The 19,315-nt window shown below is 75.1% G+C and carries 19 protein-coding genes; 14 read left to right on the top strand and 5 right to left on the bottom strand.

Annotation, left to right across the window (positions count from 1 at the left end; translation table 11 throughout):
• Positions 1–38: 38 nt before the first annotated feature.
• Genes G5C65_RS11880 through G5C65_RS11820 form a run of 13 tightly spaced genes read left to right on the top strand, consistent with a single transcriptional unit; the run spans position 39 to position 14,136 of the window.
• Complete coding sequence (locus G5C65_RS11880) at positions 39–2,129, top strand: putative cobaltochelatase (RefSeq protein ID WP_165298734.1); 2,091 nt, start codon at positions 39–41, stop codon at positions 2,127–2,129.
• Complete coding sequence (gene cobO / locus G5C65_RS11875) at positions 2,129–2,728, top strand: cob(I)yrinic acid a,c-diamide adenosyltransferase (RefSeq protein WP_165298733.1); 600 nt, start codon at positions 2,129–2,131, stop codon at positions 2,726–2,728. Before G5C65_RS11880 ends, cobO begins: the two co-directional genes overlap by 1 nt.
• A 4-nt stretch (positions 2,729–2,732) precedes the next feature.
• Positions 2,733–4,154 carry a cobyrinic acid a,c-diamide synthase CobB gene (locus G5C65_RS11870; protein ID WP_165298732.1) on the top strand — a complete coding sequence of 474 codons (1,422 nt, stop codon included), beginning with the start codon at positions 2,733–2,735 and terminating at the stop codon, positions 4,152–4,154.
• Complete coding sequence (gene cobI / locus G5C65_RS11865) at positions 4,151–4,882, top strand: precorrin-2 C(20)-methyltransferase (protein WP_165298731.1); 732 nt, start codon at positions 4,151–4,153, stop codon at positions 4,880–4,882. The genes G5C65_RS11870 and cobI overlap by 4 nt, the downstream gene beginning before the upstream one ends.
• The gene (gene cobM / locus G5C65_RS11860; RefSeq protein WP_165298730.1) at positions 4,879–5,733 is read left to right on the top strand and encodes a precorrin-4 C(11)-methyltransferase; all 855 of its coding nucleotides are present in this window, start codon (positions 4,879–4,881) and stop codon (positions 5,731–5,733) included. The genes cobI and cobM overlap by 4 nt, the downstream gene beginning before the upstream one ends.
• Entirely contained in the window at positions 5,730–6,953 is a 1,224-nt protein-coding gene (locus G5C65_RS11855; protein ID WP_338146339.1) for a cobalt-precorrin-5B (C(1))-methyltransferase, read from the top strand. The genes cobM and G5C65_RS11855 overlap by 4 nt, the downstream gene beginning before the upstream one ends.
• Complete coding sequence (gene cbiE / locus G5C65_RS11850; protein ID WP_165298729.1) at positions 6,950–8,233, top strand: precorrin-6y C5,15-methyltransferase (decarboxylating) subunit CbiE; 1,284 nt, start codon at positions 6,950–6,952, stop codon at positions 8,231–8,233. The genes G5C65_RS11855 and cbiE overlap by 4 nt, the downstream gene beginning before the upstream one ends.
• Positions 8,230–9,957 carry a precorrin-3B C(17)-methyltransferase gene (gene cobJ / locus G5C65_RS11845; RefSeq protein ID WP_165298728.1) on the top strand — a complete coding sequence of 576 codons (1,728 nt, stop codon included), beginning with the start codon at positions 8,230–8,232 and terminating at the stop codon, positions 9,955–9,957. The genes cbiE and cobJ overlap by 4 nt, the downstream gene beginning before the upstream one ends.
• Positions 9,954–10,154, top strand: a complete 201-nt coding sequence (locus G5C65_RS11840) for a DUF362 domain-containing protein (RefSeq protein WP_165298727.1) — start codon at positions 9,954–9,956, stop codon at positions 10,152–10,154. Before cobJ ends, G5C65_RS11840 begins: the two co-directional genes overlap by 4 nt.
• Positions 10,151–10,762, top strand: coding sequence for a precorrin-8X methylmutase (locus G5C65_RS11835; protein WP_165298726.1), 612 nt, complete (start codon positions 10,151–10,153; stop codon positions 10,760–10,762). Before G5C65_RS11840 ends, G5C65_RS11835 begins: the two co-directional genes overlap by 4 nt.
• The gene (locus G5C65_RS11830; RefSeq protein ID WP_165298736.1) at positions 10,756–11,685 is read left to right on the top strand and encodes a CbiX/SirB N-terminal domain-containing protein; all 930 of its coding nucleotides are present in this window, start codon (positions 10,756–10,758) and stop codon (positions 11,683–11,685) included. The genes G5C65_RS11835 and G5C65_RS11830 overlap by 7 nt, the downstream gene beginning before the upstream one ends.
• On the top strand, positions 11,669–12,775 hold the full coding sequence (gene cobC, locus G5C65_RS11825; RefSeq protein WP_165298725.1) for an Rv2231c family histidinol phosphate aminotransferase CobC: 1,107 nt from the start codon (positions 11,669–11,671) through the stop codon (positions 12,773–12,775). The genes G5C65_RS11830 and cobC overlap by 17 nt, the downstream gene beginning before the upstream one ends.
• Before the next feature lie 50 nt (positions 12,776–12,825).
• Complete coding sequence (locus G5C65_RS11820) at positions 12,826–14,136, top strand: alpha/beta fold hydrolase (protein ID WP_165298724.1); 1,311 nt, start codon at positions 12,826–12,828, stop codon at positions 14,134–14,136.
• Positions 14,137–14,175: 39 nt separating this feature from the next.
• Here the strand turns inward: G5C65_RS11820 and G5C65_RS11815 are convergent, their stop codons facing one another.
• The 5 genes from G5C65_RS11815 to G5C65_RS11795 form a co-directional block, all read right to left on the bottom strand.
• Entirely contained in the window at positions 14,176–14,574 is a 399-nt protein-coding gene (locus tag G5C65_RS11815; RefSeq protein WP_165298723.1) for a DnaJ family domain-containing protein, read from the bottom strand.
• A gap of 27 nt (positions 14,575–14,601) precedes the next feature.
• Complete coding sequence (locus tag G5C65_RS11810) at positions 14,602–15,336, bottom strand: DsbA family oxidoreductase (RefSeq protein WP_165298722.1); 735 nt, start codon at positions 15,334–15,336, stop codon at positions 14,602–14,604.
• A 58-nt stretch (positions 15,337–15,394) separates the two neighbouring features.
• The gene (locus tag G5C65_RS11805) at positions 15,395–16,642 is read right to left on the bottom strand and encodes an RNA polymerase sigma factor (RefSeq protein ID WP_338146338.1); all 1,248 of its coding nucleotides are present in this window, start codon (positions 16,640–16,642) and stop codon (positions 15,395–15,397) included.
• The gene (locus tag G5C65_RS11800) at positions 16,639–17,046 is read right to left on the bottom strand and encodes a YciI family protein (RefSeq protein WP_165298721.1); all 408 of its coding nucleotides are present in this window, start codon (positions 17,044–17,046) and stop codon (positions 16,639–16,641) included. The genes G5C65_RS11805 and G5C65_RS11800 overlap by 4 nt, the downstream gene beginning before the upstream one ends.
• A 106-nt stretch (positions 17,047–17,152) precedes the next feature.
• Positions 17,153–18,229 (bottom strand): amidohydrolase family protein, encoded by a 1,077-nt coding sequence (locus G5C65_RS11795; protein ID WP_206441679.1) that lies wholly within the window; start codon positions 18,227–18,229, stop codon positions 17,153–17,155.
• 484 nt (positions 18,230–18,713) lie between these two features.
• Here G5C65_RS11795 and ectA point away from each other — a divergent pair, with 484 nt between their 5' ends.
• Complete coding sequence (gene ectA, locus G5C65_RS11790) at positions 18,714–19,229, top strand: diaminobutyrate acetyltransferase (protein WP_165298719.1); 516 nt, start codon at positions 18,714–18,716, stop codon at positions 19,227–19,229.
• Positions 19,230–19,315: the final 86 nt, after the last annotated feature.

Raw genomic sequence — 19,315 nt, 5'->3', positions numbered from 1 at the left:
CCCGGCCGACCCTCCGCACCGCACGAAAGGACGGACGCGTGAGCACTCCCTATCCCTTCACCGCGATCGTCGGCATGGACGACCTGCGCCTGGCGCTCCTCCTCAATGCCGTGTCCCCCCAGGTCGGCGGCGTCCTCGTGCGCGGTGAGAAGGGCACGGCCAAGTCCACCATGGTCCGTGCGCTGGCCGGTCTGCTGCCCGAGATCACGGTCGTGCCGGGATGCCGGTTCGCCTGCGCCCCCGCCGCCCCCGACCCCGAGTGTCCGGACGGGCCGCACAGCTCCTCTCCGGAGACGAGGCGCCCCACGTCGCTCGTCGAGCTGCCGGTCGGGGCTTCAGAAGACCGCCTCGTCGGCTCACTGGACATCGAGCGGGCGCTTTCCGAAGGGGTCAAGTCATTCGAACCCGGGCTGCTCGCGGCGGCGCACCGGGGCATCCTGTACGTGGACGAGGTCAACCTTCTCCATGACCACCTCATTGACGTCCTGCTCGACGCCGCCGCCATGGGCTCCTCGTACGTCGAGCGCGAGGGCGTCTCCGTGCGGCACGCCGCGCGCTTCCTGCTCGTCGGGACGATGAACCCCGAGGAGGGCGAGCTGCGGCCGCAGCTGCTCGACCGGTTCGGGCTCACCGTGGAGGTCACGGCGTCCCGGGAGCCCGACGAGCGCGTGGAGGTCGTCCGGCGGCGGCTGGCGTACGACGACGATCCGGCGGGCTTCGGCGCCCGCTGGGCGGACGACGAGCAGACGCTGCGGGACCGGATCGCCGCCGCGCGTGCGCTGCTGCCGCAGGTGCGCCTGGGTGACTCGGCGCTCCGCCAGATCGCCGCCACCTGTGCCGCCTTCGAGGTGGACGGGATGCGCGCGGATCTGGTGATGGCGCGTACGGCGACCGCGCTGGCCGCGTGGGTGGGCCGGACGGACGTCATGGCCGAGGACGTGCGGCAGGCCGCGCTGCTGGCGCTCCCCCACCGCAGGCGCCGCAACCCGTTCGACGCACCGGGCCTCGACGAGGACAAGCTCGACGAGACCCTGGAGCAGCACAGCGGCGAGGACGAGGACCCGGACCCGGACGGCCCGGACGGGGGCGGCACGCCGCCGCCGGACAGCGGGGACGACGGCGGCCCGGACGGGCAGCAGTCCCCCCAGCGGCCGCCGGAGTCCTCCGTGCCCGAGCAGGGCCGTCCACACCACGACGAGCAGCCCGCCGAACAGCCCGCCGAGCAGAGTGCGCCCGAGCCCGGCGCGCCGGAGCCCGGTGCGTCCGAGCAGAGCGCGCGGGCGCCCGAGAAGCCCGCTGCGCCCGCCGCCGAGCCGTTCAAGGCCCGCACGCTCACCGTGCCCGGACTGGGCGAGGGCGCGGCGGGACGGCGGTCGCGCGCCCGCACCGCGCAGGGGCGGACGACGGGGGCGCGCCGCCCCCGGGGCAACCTCGGCAAGCTGCACCTGGCGGCCACCGTGCAGGCCGCCGCGCCGCACCAGCACGCGCGCGGACGCTCCGGCGCCGGACTGGTGCTGCGCCGGGACGACCTGCGGGAGACCGTGCGGGAGGGGCGCGAGGGCAACCTGGTGCTGTTCGTCGTGGACGCGTCCGGTTCGATGGCGGCGCGGCAGCGGATGGGCGCCGTGAAGGGTGCCGTACTGTCGTTGCTGCTGGACGCCTACCAGCGGCGCGACAAGGTCGGCATGGTCACGTTCCGCAAGGGTGAAGCGGAGGTCGCGCTACCGCCCACCTCGTCGGTCGACGCGGCGGCCGCCCGGCTGGAGGCGCTGCCGACCGGAGGCCGTACGCCGCTCGCCACCGGGCTGCTCAGGGCGCGCGAGGTGCTGCGGGTGGAGCGGATGCGCGACCCGGCGCGCCGCCCGCTGCTGGTGGCCGTCACGGACGGCAGGGCGACGGGCGGCCCGGAACCGGTCGTCCGCGCGCGGCGCGCGGCGCGCCTGCTGGCGGCCGACGGCACCGCCTCGGTAGTCGTCGACTGCGAAGCGGGGCCGGTACGGCTCGGGCTGGCGGGCGCCCTGGCGCACGAGCTCGGCGGGCCCGCGGTCACGCTGGACGAGCTGCGGGCCGACGCCGTGACCGACCTCGTCCGCCACGCCACAGCACTGCACACTCGGAGGGCCGCGTAATGCCGAAGGGACAGCCGAGCGTCGTGCCCGACGACGGCCTCACCACCCGCCAGCGCCGCAACAGGCCGCTGGTCGCCGTGCACACGGGCGCCGGAAAGGGCAAGTCGACGGCGGCCTTCGGGCTGGCGCTGCGCGCCTGGAACCAGGGCTGGCCGATCGGGGTGTTCCAGTTCGTGAAGTCGGCCAAGTGGAAGGTCGGCGAGGAGCAGGCGCTGCGGACGCTGGGGGCCTCCGGCGAGGGCGGCGCCGTGACCTGGCACAAGATGGGCGAGGGCTGGTCGTGGATCCAGCGCGACGCCGAGCTGGAGAGCGAGGAGGCGGCCCGCGAGGGCTGGGAGCAGGTCAAGCGGGACCTGGCTGCGGAGACGTACCGGATGTACGTGCTGGACGAGTTCACCTACCCGATGCACTGGGGCTGGGTGGACACCGACGAGGTGGTCTCCGTGCTGCGCGGCCGGCCGGGCGTCCAGCACGTCGTCATCACCGGGCGGAACGCGCCGCAGGGGCTGCTGGACGCCGCCGATCTGGTGACGGAGATGACCAAGGTCAAGCACCCGATGGACGCCGGTCAGAAGGGCCAGCGGGGCATCGAGTGGTGACGCCGTGCTGACCGTTCCCCGCCTGGTCGTCGCCGCGCCCGCCTCGGGCAGCGGCAAGACGACGGTTGCCACCGGGCTGATGGCCGCGTTCGCCGGGCGCGGCCTGGCCGTCTCGCCGCACAAGGTCGGGCCCGACTACATCGACCCCGGCTACCACGCCCTGGCCACCGGCCGCCCGGGGCGGAACCTCGACGCGTACCTGTGCGGCCCGGAGCGGATCGCGCCGCTGTTCGCGCACGGCGCTGCGGGAGCCGACCTCGCCGTGGTGGAAGGCGTGATGGGGCTCTACGACGGCGCGAGCGGCGAGGGCGAACTGGCCTCCACCGCGCATGTGGCCAAGCTGCTGCGGGCTCCGGTCGTGCTGGTCGTCGACGCCTCCTCGCAGTCCCGGTCGGTGGCCGCGCTGGTGCACGGCTTCGCCTCCTGGGACCCGGAGGTCCGGGTCGCCGGGGTGGTGCTGAACAAGGTGGGGTCCGAGCGGCACGAGGAGCTGCTGCGGGAGGCGCTGGACGGGTCCGGTGTGCCGGTGCTCGGCGCGCTCCGGCGGGCGCCCGTCGTACGGGCTCCCTCGCGCCATCTGGGCCTGGTGCCGGTGGCGGAACGGCGCGCCGAGGCGGTCTCCGCCGTGGCCGCGCTGGCGGACCGGGTGCGGGAGGGCTGCGACCTGGAGGCACTGCTGGCCCTGGCGCGCAGCGCGCCGGAGCTGCCGGGGGACGCGTGGGACGCGCACACGGAGGCCGGCACCGAGGGACCTCCCCGAACCACAGCGCCCCGCCGAACCACAGCGCCCCGCGGGGGCGCGGGCAACCGCGCGCCGAGCCGCAGCGAAGCAGACCACCCGGTCGTCGCCGTCGCCGGCGGACCGGCGTTCACCTTCTCGTACGCGGAGCACACAGAGCTGCTGCGGGCCGCAGGCGCGGAGGTCGTCCCGTTCGACCCGCTCCATGACGAGACGCTCCCCGAAGGGACGCGCGGCGTCGTCGTCGGCGGCGGCTTCCCCGAGGTGTACGCGCCGGAGCTGTCGGCGAACGAGCCGCTGCGCAAGGAGCTGGCGGCGTTCTGCGGGCCGGTGACGGCCGAGTGCGCCGGGCTCCTCTACCTCGCCCGCGAGCTGGACGGCAAGCCGATGTGCGGCGTGCTGGACGCCTCCGCGCGGATGACGGAGAAGCTGACGCTCGGCTACCGGGAGGCCGTCGCCGTGCAGGACACCGTGCTGGCCGCCGCCGGCACCCGGGTGCGCGGCCACGAGTTCCACCGCACCGCCGTCACCCCGGGCGCGGGCGGCACGCCCGCATGGGGGCTGGTGCGGCCCGAGCGGCGGGCCGAGGGGTTCGCCGGGGGCGCGGTGCACGCCTCCTATCTGCATGTGCACTGGGCCGCCGCACCGCGGCTGGCCCGCAGGTTCGTGGAAAGGTGCGCCGCATGAGCGCGAAGCTGGTCGGCGTCGGGGTCGGTCCCGGCGACCCGGAGCTGGTCACCGTCAAGGGCGTGAACGCGCTGCGCGGCGCCGACACCGTGGTGGTGCCGGTGATGGAGGACGGCGGTACGGGCAGGGCCGAGGCGACGGTGCTGCACTACGTGGACGCCGCGAAGGTCGTACGGGTCGTCTTCGCGCTCAACGAGCGCAGCGACCGGGCGCGCAGGGAAGCGGCCTGGGACGCGGCGGGCGCACGGGTCGCGGAGCTGCTGCGGGCGCACGGCACGGTGGCGTTCGCGACCATCGGCGACCCCAACGTCTACTCGACGTTCGGCTATCTCGCGCAGACCGTCCGTGCGCTGGTGCCGCAGCTCGGGGTCGAGACGGTGCCCGGGGTGACGGCCATGCAGGACCTCGCCGCGCGCAGCGGCGCCGTGCTCGCCGAGGGCACGGAGCCGCTGACCCTGGTGCCGGTCACGGCCGGCTCGGCGGTGCTGAAGGACGCGCTGGAAGGGCCCGGCACCGTGGTGGCGTACAAGTTCGGACGGCTGGCGGGACAGGTCGCGGACGCGCTGCGGGACACCGGCCGCACACAGGGCGCGGTGTGGGGCTCCGCGCTGGGCCTGCCCGGTGAGTCGGTCCGGCCCGCCGCCGAGCTGGCCGACGGCGAGCCGCTGCCCTATCTGTCCACCCTGATCGCCCCGGCGCGCCGCGAGTCCCGTGGAGGAAAACTGTGAGCACCCCCGCTTCCCCCCGCTCCGCTGCGAAGGTCACCATCGTGGGCGCCGGGCCCGGCGCCGCCGACCTGCTCACCGTGCGGGCGAGCCGCGCCATCGCCGAGGCCGACATCGTCATCTGGGCGGCCAGCCTGGTGCGCGAGGAGGTGCTGGAGTACGCCCGGGAGGACGCGGAGGTCCTGGACTCCGCGACGATGTCCCTGGAGGACGTCGTCGCCGTCTACGAGCGGGCGCTGCGCGAGGGGCTGCGCGTGGCGCGTATCCACTCGGGCGACCCGGCGCTGTGGGGCGGCACGCAGGAGCAGGTCGACCGGTGCGCCGCCCTGGGCATCGACGTGGAGATCATCCCCGGTGTCTCGGCCTTCTCTGCGGTGGCCGCGATCGCGGGCCGGGAGCTGACCGTCCCTGAGGTCGCGCAGTCGGTGGTGCTCACCCGGCTGGGCGGCGGCAAGACGCCCATGCCGCCCGGTGAGGAGGTCCGCGAGTTCGCCCGGCACGGCACGACGATGGCGCTGTTCCTGTCGGCCGCGCGCTCCGGGCAGCTGGTGTCCGAGCTGCTGGAGGGCGGCTACCGGGAGGACACCCCGGTCGTGGTCGCGTACCAGGCGACCTGGCCCGAGGAGCTGATCCTGCGCTGCACCGTCGGGACGCTGGAGGAGACCGTCAAGGAGCACAAGCTCTGGAAGCACACCCTGTTCCTGGTGGGCCCCGCGCTGTCCGCCTCGGGCACCCGCTCGCACTTGTACCACCCGGGGCACTTCCACGGCTTCCGGCGCGCCGACCCCGAGGCGCGGCGCGCGCTGCGCCAGGAGCGGGCCGCGGAACGGCCGCGGCCGGGAGCGCATCCGTGACCCCGAACCCGCCGCACGACCGCCCCACCGGGCCCGCCGGGCCTGCCGACCCCGCTGAGCCCGCCGAGCCCGCCGGCCCCGAGCTGCGCGAGCCCGATCTGCCGCGCACCATGAAGCAGCGCCCCAAGGCGCTGCGCACCGGCTGGACGACCGGCACCTGCGCGTCGGCGGCGGCGCGCGCGGCCGCGCTGCACCTGACCACCGGCGAGCCCCAGCCGTGGGTGGAGGTCGCGCTGCCGTCCGGGCGGCGGGTGACGTTCGCCGTGCAGCGCTCCGCCGAGCTGCGTCCCGGCCGTACGGAGTCGGTCGTGGTGAAGGACGCGGGCGACGATCCGGACGTCACCCACGGCTCGCAGCTGACGGCGACGGTGAGCTGGCGCCCCGGGCCCGGCCTGGAGCTGCACGGCGGGGTCGGCGTCGGCGTGGTCACCAAACCGGGCCTGGGCCTGGAGGTCGGCGGTCCGGCCATCAACCCGGTGCCACGGAGCATGATCAGCCAGGCGGTGGGCGAGGTCATCGACGTCTCGGAGCGCGGCGTCGATGTCACCATCAGCGTGCCGGACGGCGAGCTGCGGGCCCGCAAGACGACCAACGCCAAGCTGGGCATCCTGGGCGGCATTTCGATCCTCGGCACGACGGGGATCGTGCGCCCCTTCTCGACGGCGTCCTGGCGGGCGAGCGTCGAGCAGGCGGTGGCCGTCGCCTCCGCGCAGCGCGCGCCCGCCGTGGTGCTGTGCACCGGGGGGCGTACGGAGAAGGGCGCGATGGAGCTGCTGCCCCGGCTCCCGGATGTGTCGTTCATCGAGGTCGGCGACTTCACGGGCGCCGCGCTCCGGCGCGCCGTGGAGGGCGGCGTACCGCGCGTGGTGTTCGTCGGCATGGCGGGCAAGCTGACCAAGCTGGCCTCGGGCGTGCTCATGACGCACTACACGCGCTCCAAGGTGGACACCACCGTGCTGGCGGACATCACGCGCACGGTGGGCGGCCCGGAGGAGGTCGCCCGCCAGGTCGCCTCGGCGAACACGGCGCGGCACGCCTACGAGCTGTGGGAGGGCGCGGGGCTGCTGCCCGCCGCCGGCGCCGAACTGTGCCGCCGGGTGGCGGAGGTGATGGCCCGTTTTGTCGACCATGCGGTCACGGCGGAGGCCGCGATGGTGGACTTCACCGGGCGCAACGTCATCGCCGTCGCGGACTCCGGGGGCGGGGGACTGCTGTCATGATCACGGTCATAGGCACCGGCACTGGCACCGGCACCGGGGGCGGGCCCGGAGGCGGCGCGCGGGGTCCGGCGGACCCGGCGGACCTGGCGGGGGCCACCCTCGTGGTGGGCGCGCGGCGCCATCTTGCGGCAGCACGGGTGCCGGACGGCGCGGAGACGGTCGTCCTCGGACCGCTGGCCCCGGCGCTGGACGCGGTGGAGGCGCACCTCGCCGGGGACGGCAGCCGCGTCGTCGTCCTGGCGTCCGGGGACCCCGGGTTCTTCGGCATCGTGCGGGCCCTCGCCGAGCGGTTCGGCCCGGAGCGGCTGCGGGTGAGGCCGTCGGTCCCGTCCGTGGCCGCCGCGTTCGCCCGCGCCGGGCTGCCGTGGGACGACGCGGCCGTCGTCAGCGCGCACGGCCGCGATCCGCGCACCGCCGTCAACGTGTGCCGGGCGCACCCCAAGACCGCCGTGCTCACCGGGCCCGGCGCCGGGCCCGCCGAGCTGGGCGCGGCGCTGGCGCGCTGCGGCGCGCCGCGCACGCTCGTGGTCGCGTCGGACCTCGGGGGGCCAGGGGAGCGCGTGGAGCACGTCACCCCGGCCGAGGCCGCGGGGCGCTCCTGGGAGGCCGTCAGCGTGGTGCTGTGCCTGGACCAGGGGCGCGCGCTGGCGCCGGCGCAGCGCGCGCTCGCCGGTCCCGCACGGGAGTCGGCGCCGTGGGCGCTGCCCGAGGAGGAGTTCGCGCACCGCGACTCGATGGTCACCAAGTTCGAGGTGCGGGCCCTGGCGCTGGCCCGGCTGGGGCCGCGTGCGGGCGAGCTGGTCTGGGACGTCGGCGCGGGCTCCGGCTCGGTCGCCGTGGAGTGCGCGCGGCTGGGCGCGGCCGCCGTGGCGGTGGAGAAGAGCGCCGACGGCGCCGGGCGCGTCCGCGCGAACGCCGCGGCGCACGGCGTGGACGTCGAGGTGGTGCACGGAGCCGCGCCGGGCGCGCTGGACGCGCTGCCGGATCCCGACGCCGTGTTCGTCGGCGGAGGCGGCCGGGAGCTGCCCGAGATCGTCACCGCCTGTGCGCGCCGCGCGCGCCGCACTGTCGTCGTCACGCTGGCCGCGCTGGACCGGGTGCCCGCCGTGCGGGCGGCGCTCGCGGAGTGCGGGTTGGCGCCGGACGGCGTGCTCCTGCAGTCCTCGCGGCTCGCGCCGCTGCCCGGGGACGCGGTCCGGCTGGCCGCCACCAACCCCGTGTTCGTCCTGTGGGGCACCCGCCCCGCTTCCGCACCGTCCCCCCAAGGAGCACTCTCGTGATCGGCCTGATCTCCGCCACGGCGGCCGGCGCAGCGGCCTGCGAACGGCTGGCCGCCGCCTGGCCCGACCGTACGCGCGTGTACGCGCCGCCCGGTGTCCGCGACGTCCGGGAGGCCGTCGAGCGCGCCTTCGCCGAGTGCGGGCAATTGGTGTGCTTCCTGGCGACCGGTGCGACCGTGCGGCTGGTCGCACCGCTGCTGCGCGACAAGAGCGGGGATCCGGGCGTGGTGTGCGTGGACGAGGCGCAGCGGTTCGCGGTCGCGCTGCTGGGCGGCCACGCGGGCGGTGCGAACACGCTGGCGCACCAGGTGGCCGACGCGCTGCCCGGCTGCACGGCCGTCGTGACGACCGCGACCGACGCCGCGGACGTGCCGGGGCTGGACACCCTGGGCTGGCCGGTGGAGGGCGCCGTGGCGGCCGTCTCGCGCGCGCTGCTGGACGGCGCCCCGGTCGCGCTGCGCGCGGACGCGCGGTGGCCGCTGCCGGCGCTCCCGCCGAACGTGGCGGAGGACGCCGCGCGGGAGCCGGCCGCGGACGCCGTGCTGCACCTCACCGACCGTACGGACGTCCCCTCCTCCCCCACCTCGGCCGTGCTGCGGCCCCCGTCGCTCACCGTCGGTGTGGGCGCCAGCAAGGGCGTGCCGGAGGAGGAGGTGCTCGGCCTCGTCGAAGGGGCGCTGGAGGGTGCGGGGCTGTCGGTCCGCTCCGTCGCGGAGCTGGCCACGGTCGAGGCGAAGGCGGCGGAGCCCGGCCTGCTGGCGGCCGCGGGAACGCTGGGGGTGCCGCTGCGCGCGTACCCGGCCGGCGCGCTCGCCCAGGTCGCCGTGCCGAATCCCTCCCAGGCGCCGCGGGAGGCCGTCGGCACGCCGTCCGTGGCCGAGGCGGCGGCGCTGTACGCCGCGGGCGGGGGCGAGCTGCTCGTGCCCAAGCGGAAGTCCGCGCCACAGGGGCGTGCGGCGATGGCGACGGCGGCCGTGGCCCGGCGCGCGCCGCGGGGACGGCTCGCCGTCGTCGGGCTCGGGCCGGGGGCGCGCGACCTGCTGACGCCGCGGGCCCGCGAGGAGCTGCGCCGCGCCTCCGTCCTCGTCGGCCTGGACCAGTATGTGGAGCAGGTCCGCGATCTGCTGCGCCCCGGCACCCGGGTGCTGGAGTCCGGGCTGGGCGCGGAGGAGGAGCGGGCCCGTACGGCCGTGGCGCGGGCCCGCGAGGGGCACGCGGTGGCGCTGATCGGGAGCGGTGACGCGGGCGTGTACGCCATGGCCTCGCCCGCCCTGGCGGAGGCGAGCCGCGACATCGACGTGGTCGGGGTGCCCGGGGTGACCGCGGCGCTGGCCGCCTCCGCGCTGCTGGGCGCGCCGCTGGGGCACGACCACGCCTCCGTCAGCCTCTCCGACCTGCACACGCCCTGGGAGGTGATCGAGCGCCGGGTGCGGGCCCTGGCCGAGGCGGACATCGTGGTGACCTTCTACAACCCCCGTTCGCGCGGCCGGGACTGGCAGCTTCCGAAGGCCCTGGGCATCCTCGCGGAGCACCGCGACGCCGGTACGCCGGTGGGCGTCGTCCGCAGCGCCACCCGCGCCGACGAGCGCACCACCCTGACGACGCTGGGCGCGCTCGACCCCGCGACGGTCGACATGATGACCGTGGTGACCGTCGGCAACACCGCGACCCGTGAGATCGCGGGCCGTATGGTCACTCCGCGCGGCTACCGGTGGCAGTCATGACCGCGTCACCGCTCCCGGCTCCCGTACGCGTCACCGGCCGCTGCGCGGGCTGTGGCGCCTGTCTGCTCACCTGTCCCGACCGTGCCATCCGCCCCCGAGGGGGCGTGCTGCTCGTCCGCGCCGACCTGTGTTCGGGGTGCGGCGAGTGCATCGAGGTGTGCCCGGTGGACGCCATAGAGGAAACCGGACCGCTGTGAACACACCCCGTACCGTCCATCCCATCGAGCAGGAGTCGTACCGCATCCTGCGCTCCCGTCTCGACACCACCGGCTTTCCGCCGCTGACCCGCGCCGTGGTGGAACGTGTCATCCACTCCAGCGCCGATGTGGAGTACGCCACCGATCTGGTCACCGACGAGGCGGCGCTGCGTACCGCTCACACCGCGCTGCACGAGCGCGGCGCGCCTGTCGTCACGGACGTCGAAATGGTCGCCTCCGGCATCACCCGCCGCGAGACGGTGTGCCGGCTGGCGGACGCGGCCTCGTCGCCGGATCTGACCCGCTCGGCGCACGCCGTGCGGCTCGCCTACGAGCAGGTGGGACCCGGCGCCGTATGGGTGATCGGCTGTGCGCCCACCGCGCTGTACGAGGTCCTCGCGCTGGACGTCGCTCCCGTGCTCGTCATCGGGCTGCCCGTCGGCTTCGTGGGCGCCGCCGAGTCCAAGGCGGCGCTGCGCGCGAGCGGGCTGCCCGCCGTCAGCAACGTATCGGAGAAGGGCGGTTCGGCAGTCGCGGCAGCCGCGGTCAACGCCCTGCTGTACGCCGAACCGGCCTCCGTGCACAACCCCCAGAAGGAGAAATCGTGACAACCCCGCCCGCTCTGCTGCTCGTCGGCCACGGCACCCGTGACGACGACGGTGCCGAGGCATTCCGCTCGTTCGTCGCCGACCTGGGCAAGCGGAACCCGGACATCCCCGTCGGCGGCGGCTTCATCGAGCTGTCGCCGCCCGTGCTGGGCACCTCGGTGGCCGACATGGTCGAGCGCGGCGTGACGGACTTCGCGGCCGTCCCGCTGATGCTGGTCGCCGCCGGGCACGCCAAGGGCGACGTGCCGGCCGCGCTGGCGCGCGAGAAGGAGCGCCACCCCGCGATCACGTACCGCTACGGGCGGGAGCTGGGGCCGCACCCCTCGCTGGTCTCCGTCCTGGAGCGGCGGCTGGAGGAGGCGCTGGGCGGCGGCCCGGTGCCGCCCGAGGAGCGGGCCGGGGTGTGGGTGCTGCTGGTCGGCCGGGGGTCGACCGACCCGGACGCCAACTCCGAGGTGCACAAGGCGGCGCGGCTGCTGTGGGAGGGGCGCGGTTACGCGGGTGTGGAGCCGGCCTTCGTGTCGCTGGCGGAGCCGGACGTGTACGCGGGCCTGGAGCGCTGCCGGAAGCTGGGCGCCCAGCGGGTCGTGGTGCTGCCGTACTTCCTGTTCACCGGCGTGCTGCCGGACCGCGTCGTGGGGCAGTCCCGGGAGTGGGCCGAGGCGAACCCCGGGACCGAGGTGCTGAACGCCGACGTCCTGGGCCCCACCGACGAGCTGGCCGAGCTGGTCATGGAGCGCTACCGGGAGGCCCTGGCGGGCGACAGCCGGATGAACTGCGACTCGTGCGTCTACCGGATCACGCTGCCCGGCTTCGAGGACAAGGTGGGCCTGCCGCAGCAGCCGCACTTCCACCCCGACGAGGACGGGCACGACCACGGCCACGGCCACCATCACCACGGAAGCCATGCGCACACCCACTGAGCGCGAGGCGGCCCGCGGCGCGGACGCGCACGACCTGCGTCACCACGGTGACGCGGAAGTGCGCGGCGCCGGCGCGGAGCTGACGGACCTGGCGGTCAATGTGCGCGGCGGCACCCCGCCGCCGTGGCTCCGCGCGCGCCTCGCCGCCTCGCTGGACGGTCTCGCCGCCTATCCGGACGGCACCGCCGCGCGGAGCGCGGTGGCGGCACGGCACGGCCTGGCGCCGGAGCGCGTGCTGCTGACGGCGGGAGCGGCGGAGGCGTTCGTGCTGCTCGCACGCGCCCTGCCGGCCCGCCGTCCGGTCGTCGTGCACCCGCAGTTCACGGAGCCGGAGGCGGCGCTGCGCGACGCCGGGCACCGGGTCGGCAGAGTGCTGCTCGACCCGGCGGACGGCTTCCGGCTGGACGCGGAAGGGCCCGGGGCCCGGGTGCCGGAGGACGCCGATCTGGTGGTGCTGGGGAACCCCACGAACCCCACGTCCGTGCTGCACCCGTCCGCCGCGCTGGCGGCTCTCGCCCGCGCGGGGCGGACGCTGGTCGTGGACGAGGCGTTCATCGACGCCGTACCGGAGGAGCGCGAGTCCCTGGTGCCGCTGCTGGACCGGCTGCCCGGCCGGACGGTGGTGCTGCGCAGCCTCACCAAGACGTGGGGGCTGGCGGGGCTGCGGATCGGCTATGTGCTGAGCGACCCGGCTACCGTGCGCGCCCTGGCCCGCCGGCAGCCGCTGTGGCCGGTCTCCGCGCCCGCGCTGGCGGCCGCCGAGGCGTGCAGCACCCCGGAGGCGTACGCCGAGGCCCAGGAGGCGGCACAGCGGTTCACCGCCGACCGCGGGTATCTGCTGGACCGGCTCGCCGCCTTCCGCGCGGCGGGCCTGCGGACGGCGACGGACGCGCCGGAGGGGCCCTTTCTGCTGGTGCGCCACCCCGGCGCGGCGGCGCTGCGCGGCCGGCTGCGCGAGCGGGGCTTCGCGGTGCGCAGGGGGGACACCTTTCCCGGCCTGGGACCCGAGTGGTTCAGGATGGCGGTGCGGGACACGGCGACGACGGAGGCGTTCGCCACCGCACTGGCGGCGGCACTCGCCGACGTCTGACCACGTCCGACTACCTACGACCACGTCTGACCGAGCACAGGGAGGTCCCTTTGACCAGCACGCTCCGGCACCCGGGCACTGTCCTGACCGATCACTGGTTCTCCGTACCGCTGGACCACTCCGACCCGGGCGGCGAGCAGATCGAGGTCTACGCGAGGGAACTGGTCGCGGCGGACCGGGAGCACGAGGACCTGCCCTGGCTGGTCTACCTCCAGGGCGGCCCCGGCCACGGCTCGCCCCGCCCCGTGGGCCCGGACTGGTGGGCCCCCGCGCTGCGCCACTACCGCGTGCTGCTGCTCGACCAGCGCGGCACCGGGCGGTCCACCCCGGCGAACCGCCAGTCGCTCGCCCTGCGCGGCACCCCGCGCGAACAGGCCGACTATCTGGCGCTGTTCCGCGCGGACTCCATCGTGCGGGACGCGGAGACCATCCGGAAGCGGCTGCTGGGCGAGGACGTGCGGTGGTCCACCCTCGGACAGAGCTTCGGCGGCTTCTGCACGACCACCTACCTGTCGTACGCGCCCGAGGGCATCCGCGAGGCGTTCGTCACCGGCGGGCTGCCGGGGCTGCGGGTCGGCGCGGACGACGTCTACCGCGCCGCCTACCCCCGGGTCGCCGCCAAGAACGAGGCGTACTACGCGCGCTACCCGCAGGACGTCGCCGCGGTGCGGCGGATCGCCGAGCACCTGGCGGAGCACGAGGTGGCGCTGCCGGACGGCAGCCCGCTGACCGTGGAGCGCTTCCAGTGGCTCGGCATGCTGCTGGGCATGGGCCCCGGCCACGACACGCTGCACTATCTGCTGGAGGGCGCCTGGATCTCCGGCCCGGCGGGGCCGGTGCTGTCCGACGCGTTCCTGGAGGGCGTGCGCGCCCAGGTCTCGCTCTCCGCCAGCCCGCTGTTCGCGCTGGTGCACGAGGCCACCTACGGGCAGCGCTCGGTCAGCGCGGACGGCACCCGGTGGGCGGCACAGCGGGTGCGCGACGAGTTCCCCGAGTTCGACGCCCGGCGGGCGCTGGCGGAGGGGCGGCCCGTGCGGTTCACGGGGGAGATGATCTACCCGTGGCTGTTCGAGACCGACCCCGCGCTCGTCCCGCTGCGGGAGACGGCGCACCTGCTGGCCGAGCGGGGCGACTGGCCGGACCTGTACGACCCGGAGCGGCTGGCGGCCAACGAGGTGCCGGTGTACGCGGCGGTGTACTACGACGACATGTACGTGGACCGGGAGGACTCGATGGCCACCGCGCGGGCGATACGCGGCACCCGCACCTGGGTGACCAGCGAGTGGGAGCACGACGGGCTGCGGATCAGCCGGGGGCAGGTGCTGGAGCGGCTGATCGCGATGGCGCGCGGCGAGGCGTGAGCGGGGCCGGACGCGCCGGGCCCTCCGTGCCGGGCCCGCTCAGGGCCGGGCGTCCCGCCACTCGCGCACGGCCCGCTCCTCGTCGAAGGGCACCAGGCGGTGCGGCGGGCCCTGTGGCGGGTGCCTGATCGCCTCGCGGATCTTCTCGTTGATCGCCGTGACGATACGGCGGACCTCGGACTCCGACCGGGCCCGGGTGAGCGCCTCCCGGGCCTCGTCGGCCTCCTTGCGCAGCGCCAGCGAGGGCGGCAGATACGCGAGCTGCTCGTCGCGCATCTTGCGGGCGACCCACCACTGCTCGTCGTAGGGGGCCCGCTCGTCCGGGAGGGGCTTGCCCGCGCCCGGCAGATCCGCGAACTCCCCCCGCTCCTCGGCCTCCCGGATCTGCCGGTCGGCCCAGGTCTCGAAGGTGATGCCGGGCGGCTTGCGCTCTGTCACAGGCGTCCCCTCTCGGGTGCGGTCCGGTCAGGACCTCGGGTCCGGTACCTCGCACGCTCCATCGTCGCAGACGGGCGCGTCGCCGGAGGAGGCGGCCGCCGGCACGGTCTCCAGCCCGCCGCCCGCCGCGTACGCCTGGTCGAGCGCCTGGGTGAAGACCTCGGCGGGCTGTGCGCCGGAGACCCCGAAGCGGCGGTCGATCACGAAGAACGGCACACCCGTGGCGCCGAGCCGGGCGGCCTCGCGCTGGTCGGCCCGCACGTCCTCGGCGTAGGCGCTCTCGTCGGCGAGGACGGCGCGCGCTTCCGCCTCGTCCAGCCCGGCGGCGACCGCGGTGCCGAGGACGGTCTCCGGGTCGCCCAGCGGGCGCGAGTCGGCGAAGTTCGCCCGGTAGAGGGCGTCGAGCAGGGCGTCCCGGACGCCCCCGCCGCGCGCCTTGGCGTGGTGCAGCAGGCGGTGCAGGGCGAACGTCGAACCGTTCGCCCGGCGGCCCAGGGCGTAGCCGAGGCCCTCGCCGCGCGCGGTGTCGGCGACACGCCGCTCGGCGGCCTCCGCCTGCTCCGGCGTGAGACCGTACTTGCCCGCGAGCATGGCGGTCACCGGCTGCCCGGTCGGCTCGCCCGCCGAGGGGTCCAGTTCGAAGGAGCGGTGCTCGATCTCCACCTCGCCCCGGTGGGCGAACGCGGCCAGCCCCTTCTCGAAGCGCGCCTTGCCGATGTAGCACCAGGGGCAGGCGATGTCCGACCAGATCTCTACTCGCATGACGGCGGCAACGGCGCGCGGGGAGGGGCTATTCCCCGCGCACCGCGACCGGGCGGTGTCATGCGAGCCGGGCCGCGCGGGAGCGCAGATAGCGGCGCTCCGGCAGGCTCAGGGTGCGCTCGGCCGCCGTGTCGTACGCCATGCGCGCCGCCCCCGGTTCGCCCGCCATCTCCAGCAGGTGGGCGCGGACGGCGGCGAGGCGGTGGTGGTCGGCCATCCCCGGATCGTCCTCCAGCGCGGCCAGTCTGCCGAGGCCGACGCGCGGCCCGTGCACCATGGCGGCGGCCACCGCGTGGTTGAGCGCGACGACGGGCCCCGGCGCGAGCCGGGCCAGCAGCTCGTACAGGGCGAGGATCTGCGGCCAGTCGGTGTCCGCCGCGGTGGGCGCCTCGTCGTGCACGGCGGCGATGGCCGCCTGGAGCTGGTACGGGCCCGGGGGGCCGCTGGTGAGCGCCTCGGTGACCAGTGCGACGCCCTCCTCGATGGCGTCCGTGCGCCACAGTCCGCGGTCCTGCTCGGGCAGCGGTACCAGCTCGCCGTCGGGCCCGGTGCGCGCCTCGCGCCGCGCGTCGGTCAGCAGCATCAGCGCCAGCAGCCCCGCCACCTCGCCGTTCCCCGGGAGCAGCCCGCGCAGGGCGCGGGCGAGCCGGACGGCCTCGGCGGCGAGGTCCCGGCGCTGCAGGCTGCTGCCCGCGGTGGCCGTGTACCCCTCGTTGAAGACCAAATACAGCACGTGCAGCACCGCGCTGAGCCGGTCGCCCCGTTCGCCGCCCGCCGGCGGTACGAAGCGTGCGCCCGCGGCGCGGACCCGGCGTTTCGCCCGGCTGATGCGCTGCGCCATGGTGGCTTCCGGCACGAGGTAGGCGCGGGCGATCTCGGCGGTGGTCAGGCCGCCGACGGCGCGCAGGGTGAGCGCGACCCGCGACTCCTCGCTGAGCGCCGGATGGCAGCACAGGAAGAGCAGCGTGAGGGTGTCGTCCTCGGTGGGCGCCCGGTTCTCGTCCGGCGGCGGGGCGTGCAGCTCGTCGCGCGGTGTGTGCGCCAGCGACCGCTCCTCGCGGCGTCTGCGGGCCTCCTCGGCGCGCAGCGTGTCGGCGAGCCTGCGGGAGGCGACGCGGATGAGCCAGCCGCGCGGGTTGTCGGGTCTCCCGCTCTCGGGCCACTGCCGCACGGCGGCGAGCAGCGCCTCCTGCACGGCGTCCTCGGCGGCGTCGAAGTGGCCGTAGCGGCGTACGAGGGCGCCGAGGACCTGCGGCACCAGACGGCGCAGCAGGTCCTCGTCGGACGTGCGTCCCGGGATGCTCACGCCTCGCCGCTGCCCGAGTCCACGGGCTGGACGATGACCGGCAGCACGACCGAGCCGTCCGCGACGGGGCACTCGTAGACGCGCGCCGCGATGTCGAGGGCGCGCTGCTCGTTCGCCACGTCCACCAGCCAGTACCCGGCCAGCACCTCCTTGGCCTCCACGAACGGTCCGTCGGACACCACGGTCCTGCCGTCCCGCACGGTGACCGCCTTGGCCTCGGCGGGGGCCGTCAGCCCCTGCGCGTCGATCAGCTCGCCGGACTCCGCGAGGTCGTCGTTGATGGCTCCCATGTAGTCGAACATCGCCTTCAGCGTGCTCTCCGTCCACACCACGGAACCGTCCGACTTACCCTCCATGGCGTCGTACTCGGCCTGGTTGCCCAGCACCATCAGCATGTACTTCATAGTCGTCTCCTCTGCGGCGCGGCGCCCGGTGCGGGCGCCTCTCACAGGAGACGTCCGGGCTGCGCGGGCGTTCTCGACACTCCCGCGGAAAATTCTCCGGGAAATCTCACCGCACCACACGCCCGCGCAGCACCACATGGCGCGGGGCCATCAGGACGCCGACGTCGTCCCGGGGGTCGGCGGGGTAGACGACCAGGTCGGCGGGGTCGCCCTCGGCCAGCGCGGGGCGGCCGAGCCAGGAGCGCGCGCCCCAGGTCGCCGCGGACAGCGCGTCACGGACCGGAATCCCCGCCTCGACCAGCTCGGCGACCTCCTGGCCGACCAGCCCGTGCTCCAGGGAGCCGCCCGCGTCGGTGCCGGTGAAGACCGGGATGCCCGCGTCCCAGGCGGCACGTACGGTCTCGTAGCGCCGCTCGTGCAGCCGCCGCATATGGTCCGCCCAGCGGGGGAACTTCGCCTGGCCGCCGTCGGCCAGGGCGGGGAAGGTGGCGATGTTGACGAGGGTCGGCACGATGGCCACCCCGCGCTCGGCGAACAGCGGGATGGTGTCCTCCGTCAGCCCGGTGGCGTGTTCGATGCAGTCGATGCCCGCTTCCACCAGGTCGTACAGGGAGTCCTCGGCGAAGCAGTGCGCGGTGACCCGGGCGCCCTCCTCGTGGGCCGCGGCGATGGCCTCGTCGATCGCCCAGCGCGGCCAGCAGGCCGTCAGGTCGCCCTCCTCCCGGTCGATCCAGTCGCCGACGAGCTTGACCCAGCCGTCGCCGCGCCGCGCCTCCCTGCGCACATAGGCGGCCAGGTCGCCGGGCTCGATCTCGTGCGCGTAGTTGCGGATGTAGCGGCGGGTGCGGGCGATGTGGCGGCCCGCGCGGATGAGCCGGGGCAGGTCCATGCGGTCGTCCACCCAGCTGGTGTCGGAGGGCGAGCCCGCGTCGCGCAGCAGCAGCGCGCCCGCCTCCCGGTCGGTGAGCGCCTGCTTCTCGCTGGTGAAGTCGTCCACGGGGCCGTGCGCGTCCAGTCCGACGTGGCAGTGCGCGTCGACCAGGCCGGGCAGCGCCCAGCCCTCCAGGACGGTCTCGGGGAGGGCCGCGGGCGGCCGCTCGTAGGTGACGTGCCCGTCCACCACCCACAGCTCGTCGCGTACGTCCTCGGGTCCGGCCAGCACCCGCCCCTTGATGTGCAGCATCGCGCGGAGACTCATGGACAGCACTGTACGAGTGCACGCGCCTGTACGGCGTGTACGGGTCCGGTGCCCGGCTCCCGGCCGCCCGGCTCGGTTATCGCGAATACCGGGGTGCTGCGGGGCGCGACAAATTAAGATACATTTCACGCCTGGTTTGGAGCACAGGCCCCCGCATTCTTGTGCCCGCTTTCCGCCACCTCAAACATCAAGATTCCGCTAGCTTCAGCCACGGTAATTCGGACCGATCTCAGGGTCGTTACGCCACTGTGACACACTCCACAGCCGGGGTGCTTTGTCCAGAAAAACCCGCATACATCTGCGGGATTCCCGGGGGTTTTGCGCGCCTGCGCGCCCCCGCGCGATAACACAATGCGCCCCTTCATGTAACCCCTCACGCCCGTGCAGTTTCAGATTCTGCTGGGTAAATTGAATCCGCATGACCGCCGCACAAGCAGACCATGCACGTGCCCCTAGCGATTTCCTGGAAATGCCGGAGGGACTGAAGCTCGACGCTCCACGCACGGAGGACGGAGCCGCGATCTGGCGCATCGCCCGCGACTCCAGGACGCTCGACCTCAACTCCTCCTACAGCTATCTGCTGTGGTGCCGGGACTTCGCGGCAACCTCGGTCGTCGCACGCGGCGCCGACGGCGAGCCCGTCGGCTTCATCACCGGGTACACGCGCCCCGGCAGCCCCCGCACCCTGCTCGTCTGGCAGGTGGCCGTGGACGAGGCGGCGCGCGGCCGGGGCCTCGCCGCCGCGATGCTCGACGGCCTGGCGCTGCGCGTCGGCGAAGAGTCCGGCATCGACACCCTGGAGACCACGGTCACCCCCGACAACACCCCCTCGAACCGCCTGTTCACCTCCTTCGCGGAGCGCCACGCCGCCGCGCTGGACAAGACGGTGCTGTTCGGCGCCGACACCTTCCCGGAGGCGGGCCACGAGCCCGAGGTGCTGTACCGGATAGGCCCGGTCGTGTTTCCCGGCGCCCCACGGCGCTGACGTACACGGCCGAGCCCCCGCGCACCTCCGACTCCACGGTCTCGAAGACGCTGAGATCCGGCTGGGTGATGGTCACTGCGTACTCC

The sequence above is a fragment of the Streptomyces boncukensis genome (assembly GCF_011045075.1).
Taxonomy (GTDB): Bacteria; Actinomycetota; Actinomycetes; order Streptomycetales; family Streptomycetaceae; genus Streptomyces; species Streptomyces boncukensis.
The sequence above is the reverse complement of the archived record's forward strand: the minus strand, read 5'-3'. Positions and strand labels throughout refer to the sequence as shown.

Coding starts and splice junctions, on each gene's coding strand:
- G5C65_RS11795 (WP_206441679.1), bottom strand. CDS start 18,229: ATGCTGCACATCAAGGGGCGGGTGCTGGCCGGACCCGAGGACGTACGC.
- ectA (WP_165298719.1), top strand. CDS start 18,714: ATGCCGGAGGGACTGAAGCTCGACGCTCCACGCACGGAGGACGGAGCC.
- cobC (WP_165298725.1), top strand. CDS start 11,669: ATGCGCACACCCACTGAGCGCGAGGCGGCCCGCGGCGCGGACGCGCAC.
- cbiE (WP_165298729.1), top strand. CDS start 6,950: ATGATCACGGTCATAGGCACCGGCACTGGCACCGGCACCGGGGGCGGG.
- G5C65_RS11840 (WP_165298727.1), top strand. CDS start 9,954: ATGACCGCGTCACCGCTCCCGGCTCCCGTACGCGTCACCGGCCGCTGC.
- cobO (WP_165298733.1), top strand. CDS start 2,129: ATGCCGAAGGGACAGCCGAGCGTCGTGCCCGACGACGGCCTCACCACC.
- cobI (WP_165298731.1), top strand. CDS start 4,151: ATGAGCGCGAAGCTGGTCGGCGTCGGGGTCGGTCCCGGCGACCCGGAG.
- G5C65_RS11810 (WP_165298722.1), bottom strand. CDS start 15,336: ATGCGAGTAGAGATCTGGTCGGACATCGCCTGCCCCTGGTGCTACATC.
- G5C65_RS11800 (WP_165298721.1), bottom strand. CDS start 17,046: ATGAAGTACATGCTGATGGTGCTGGGCAACCAGGCCGAGTACGACGCC.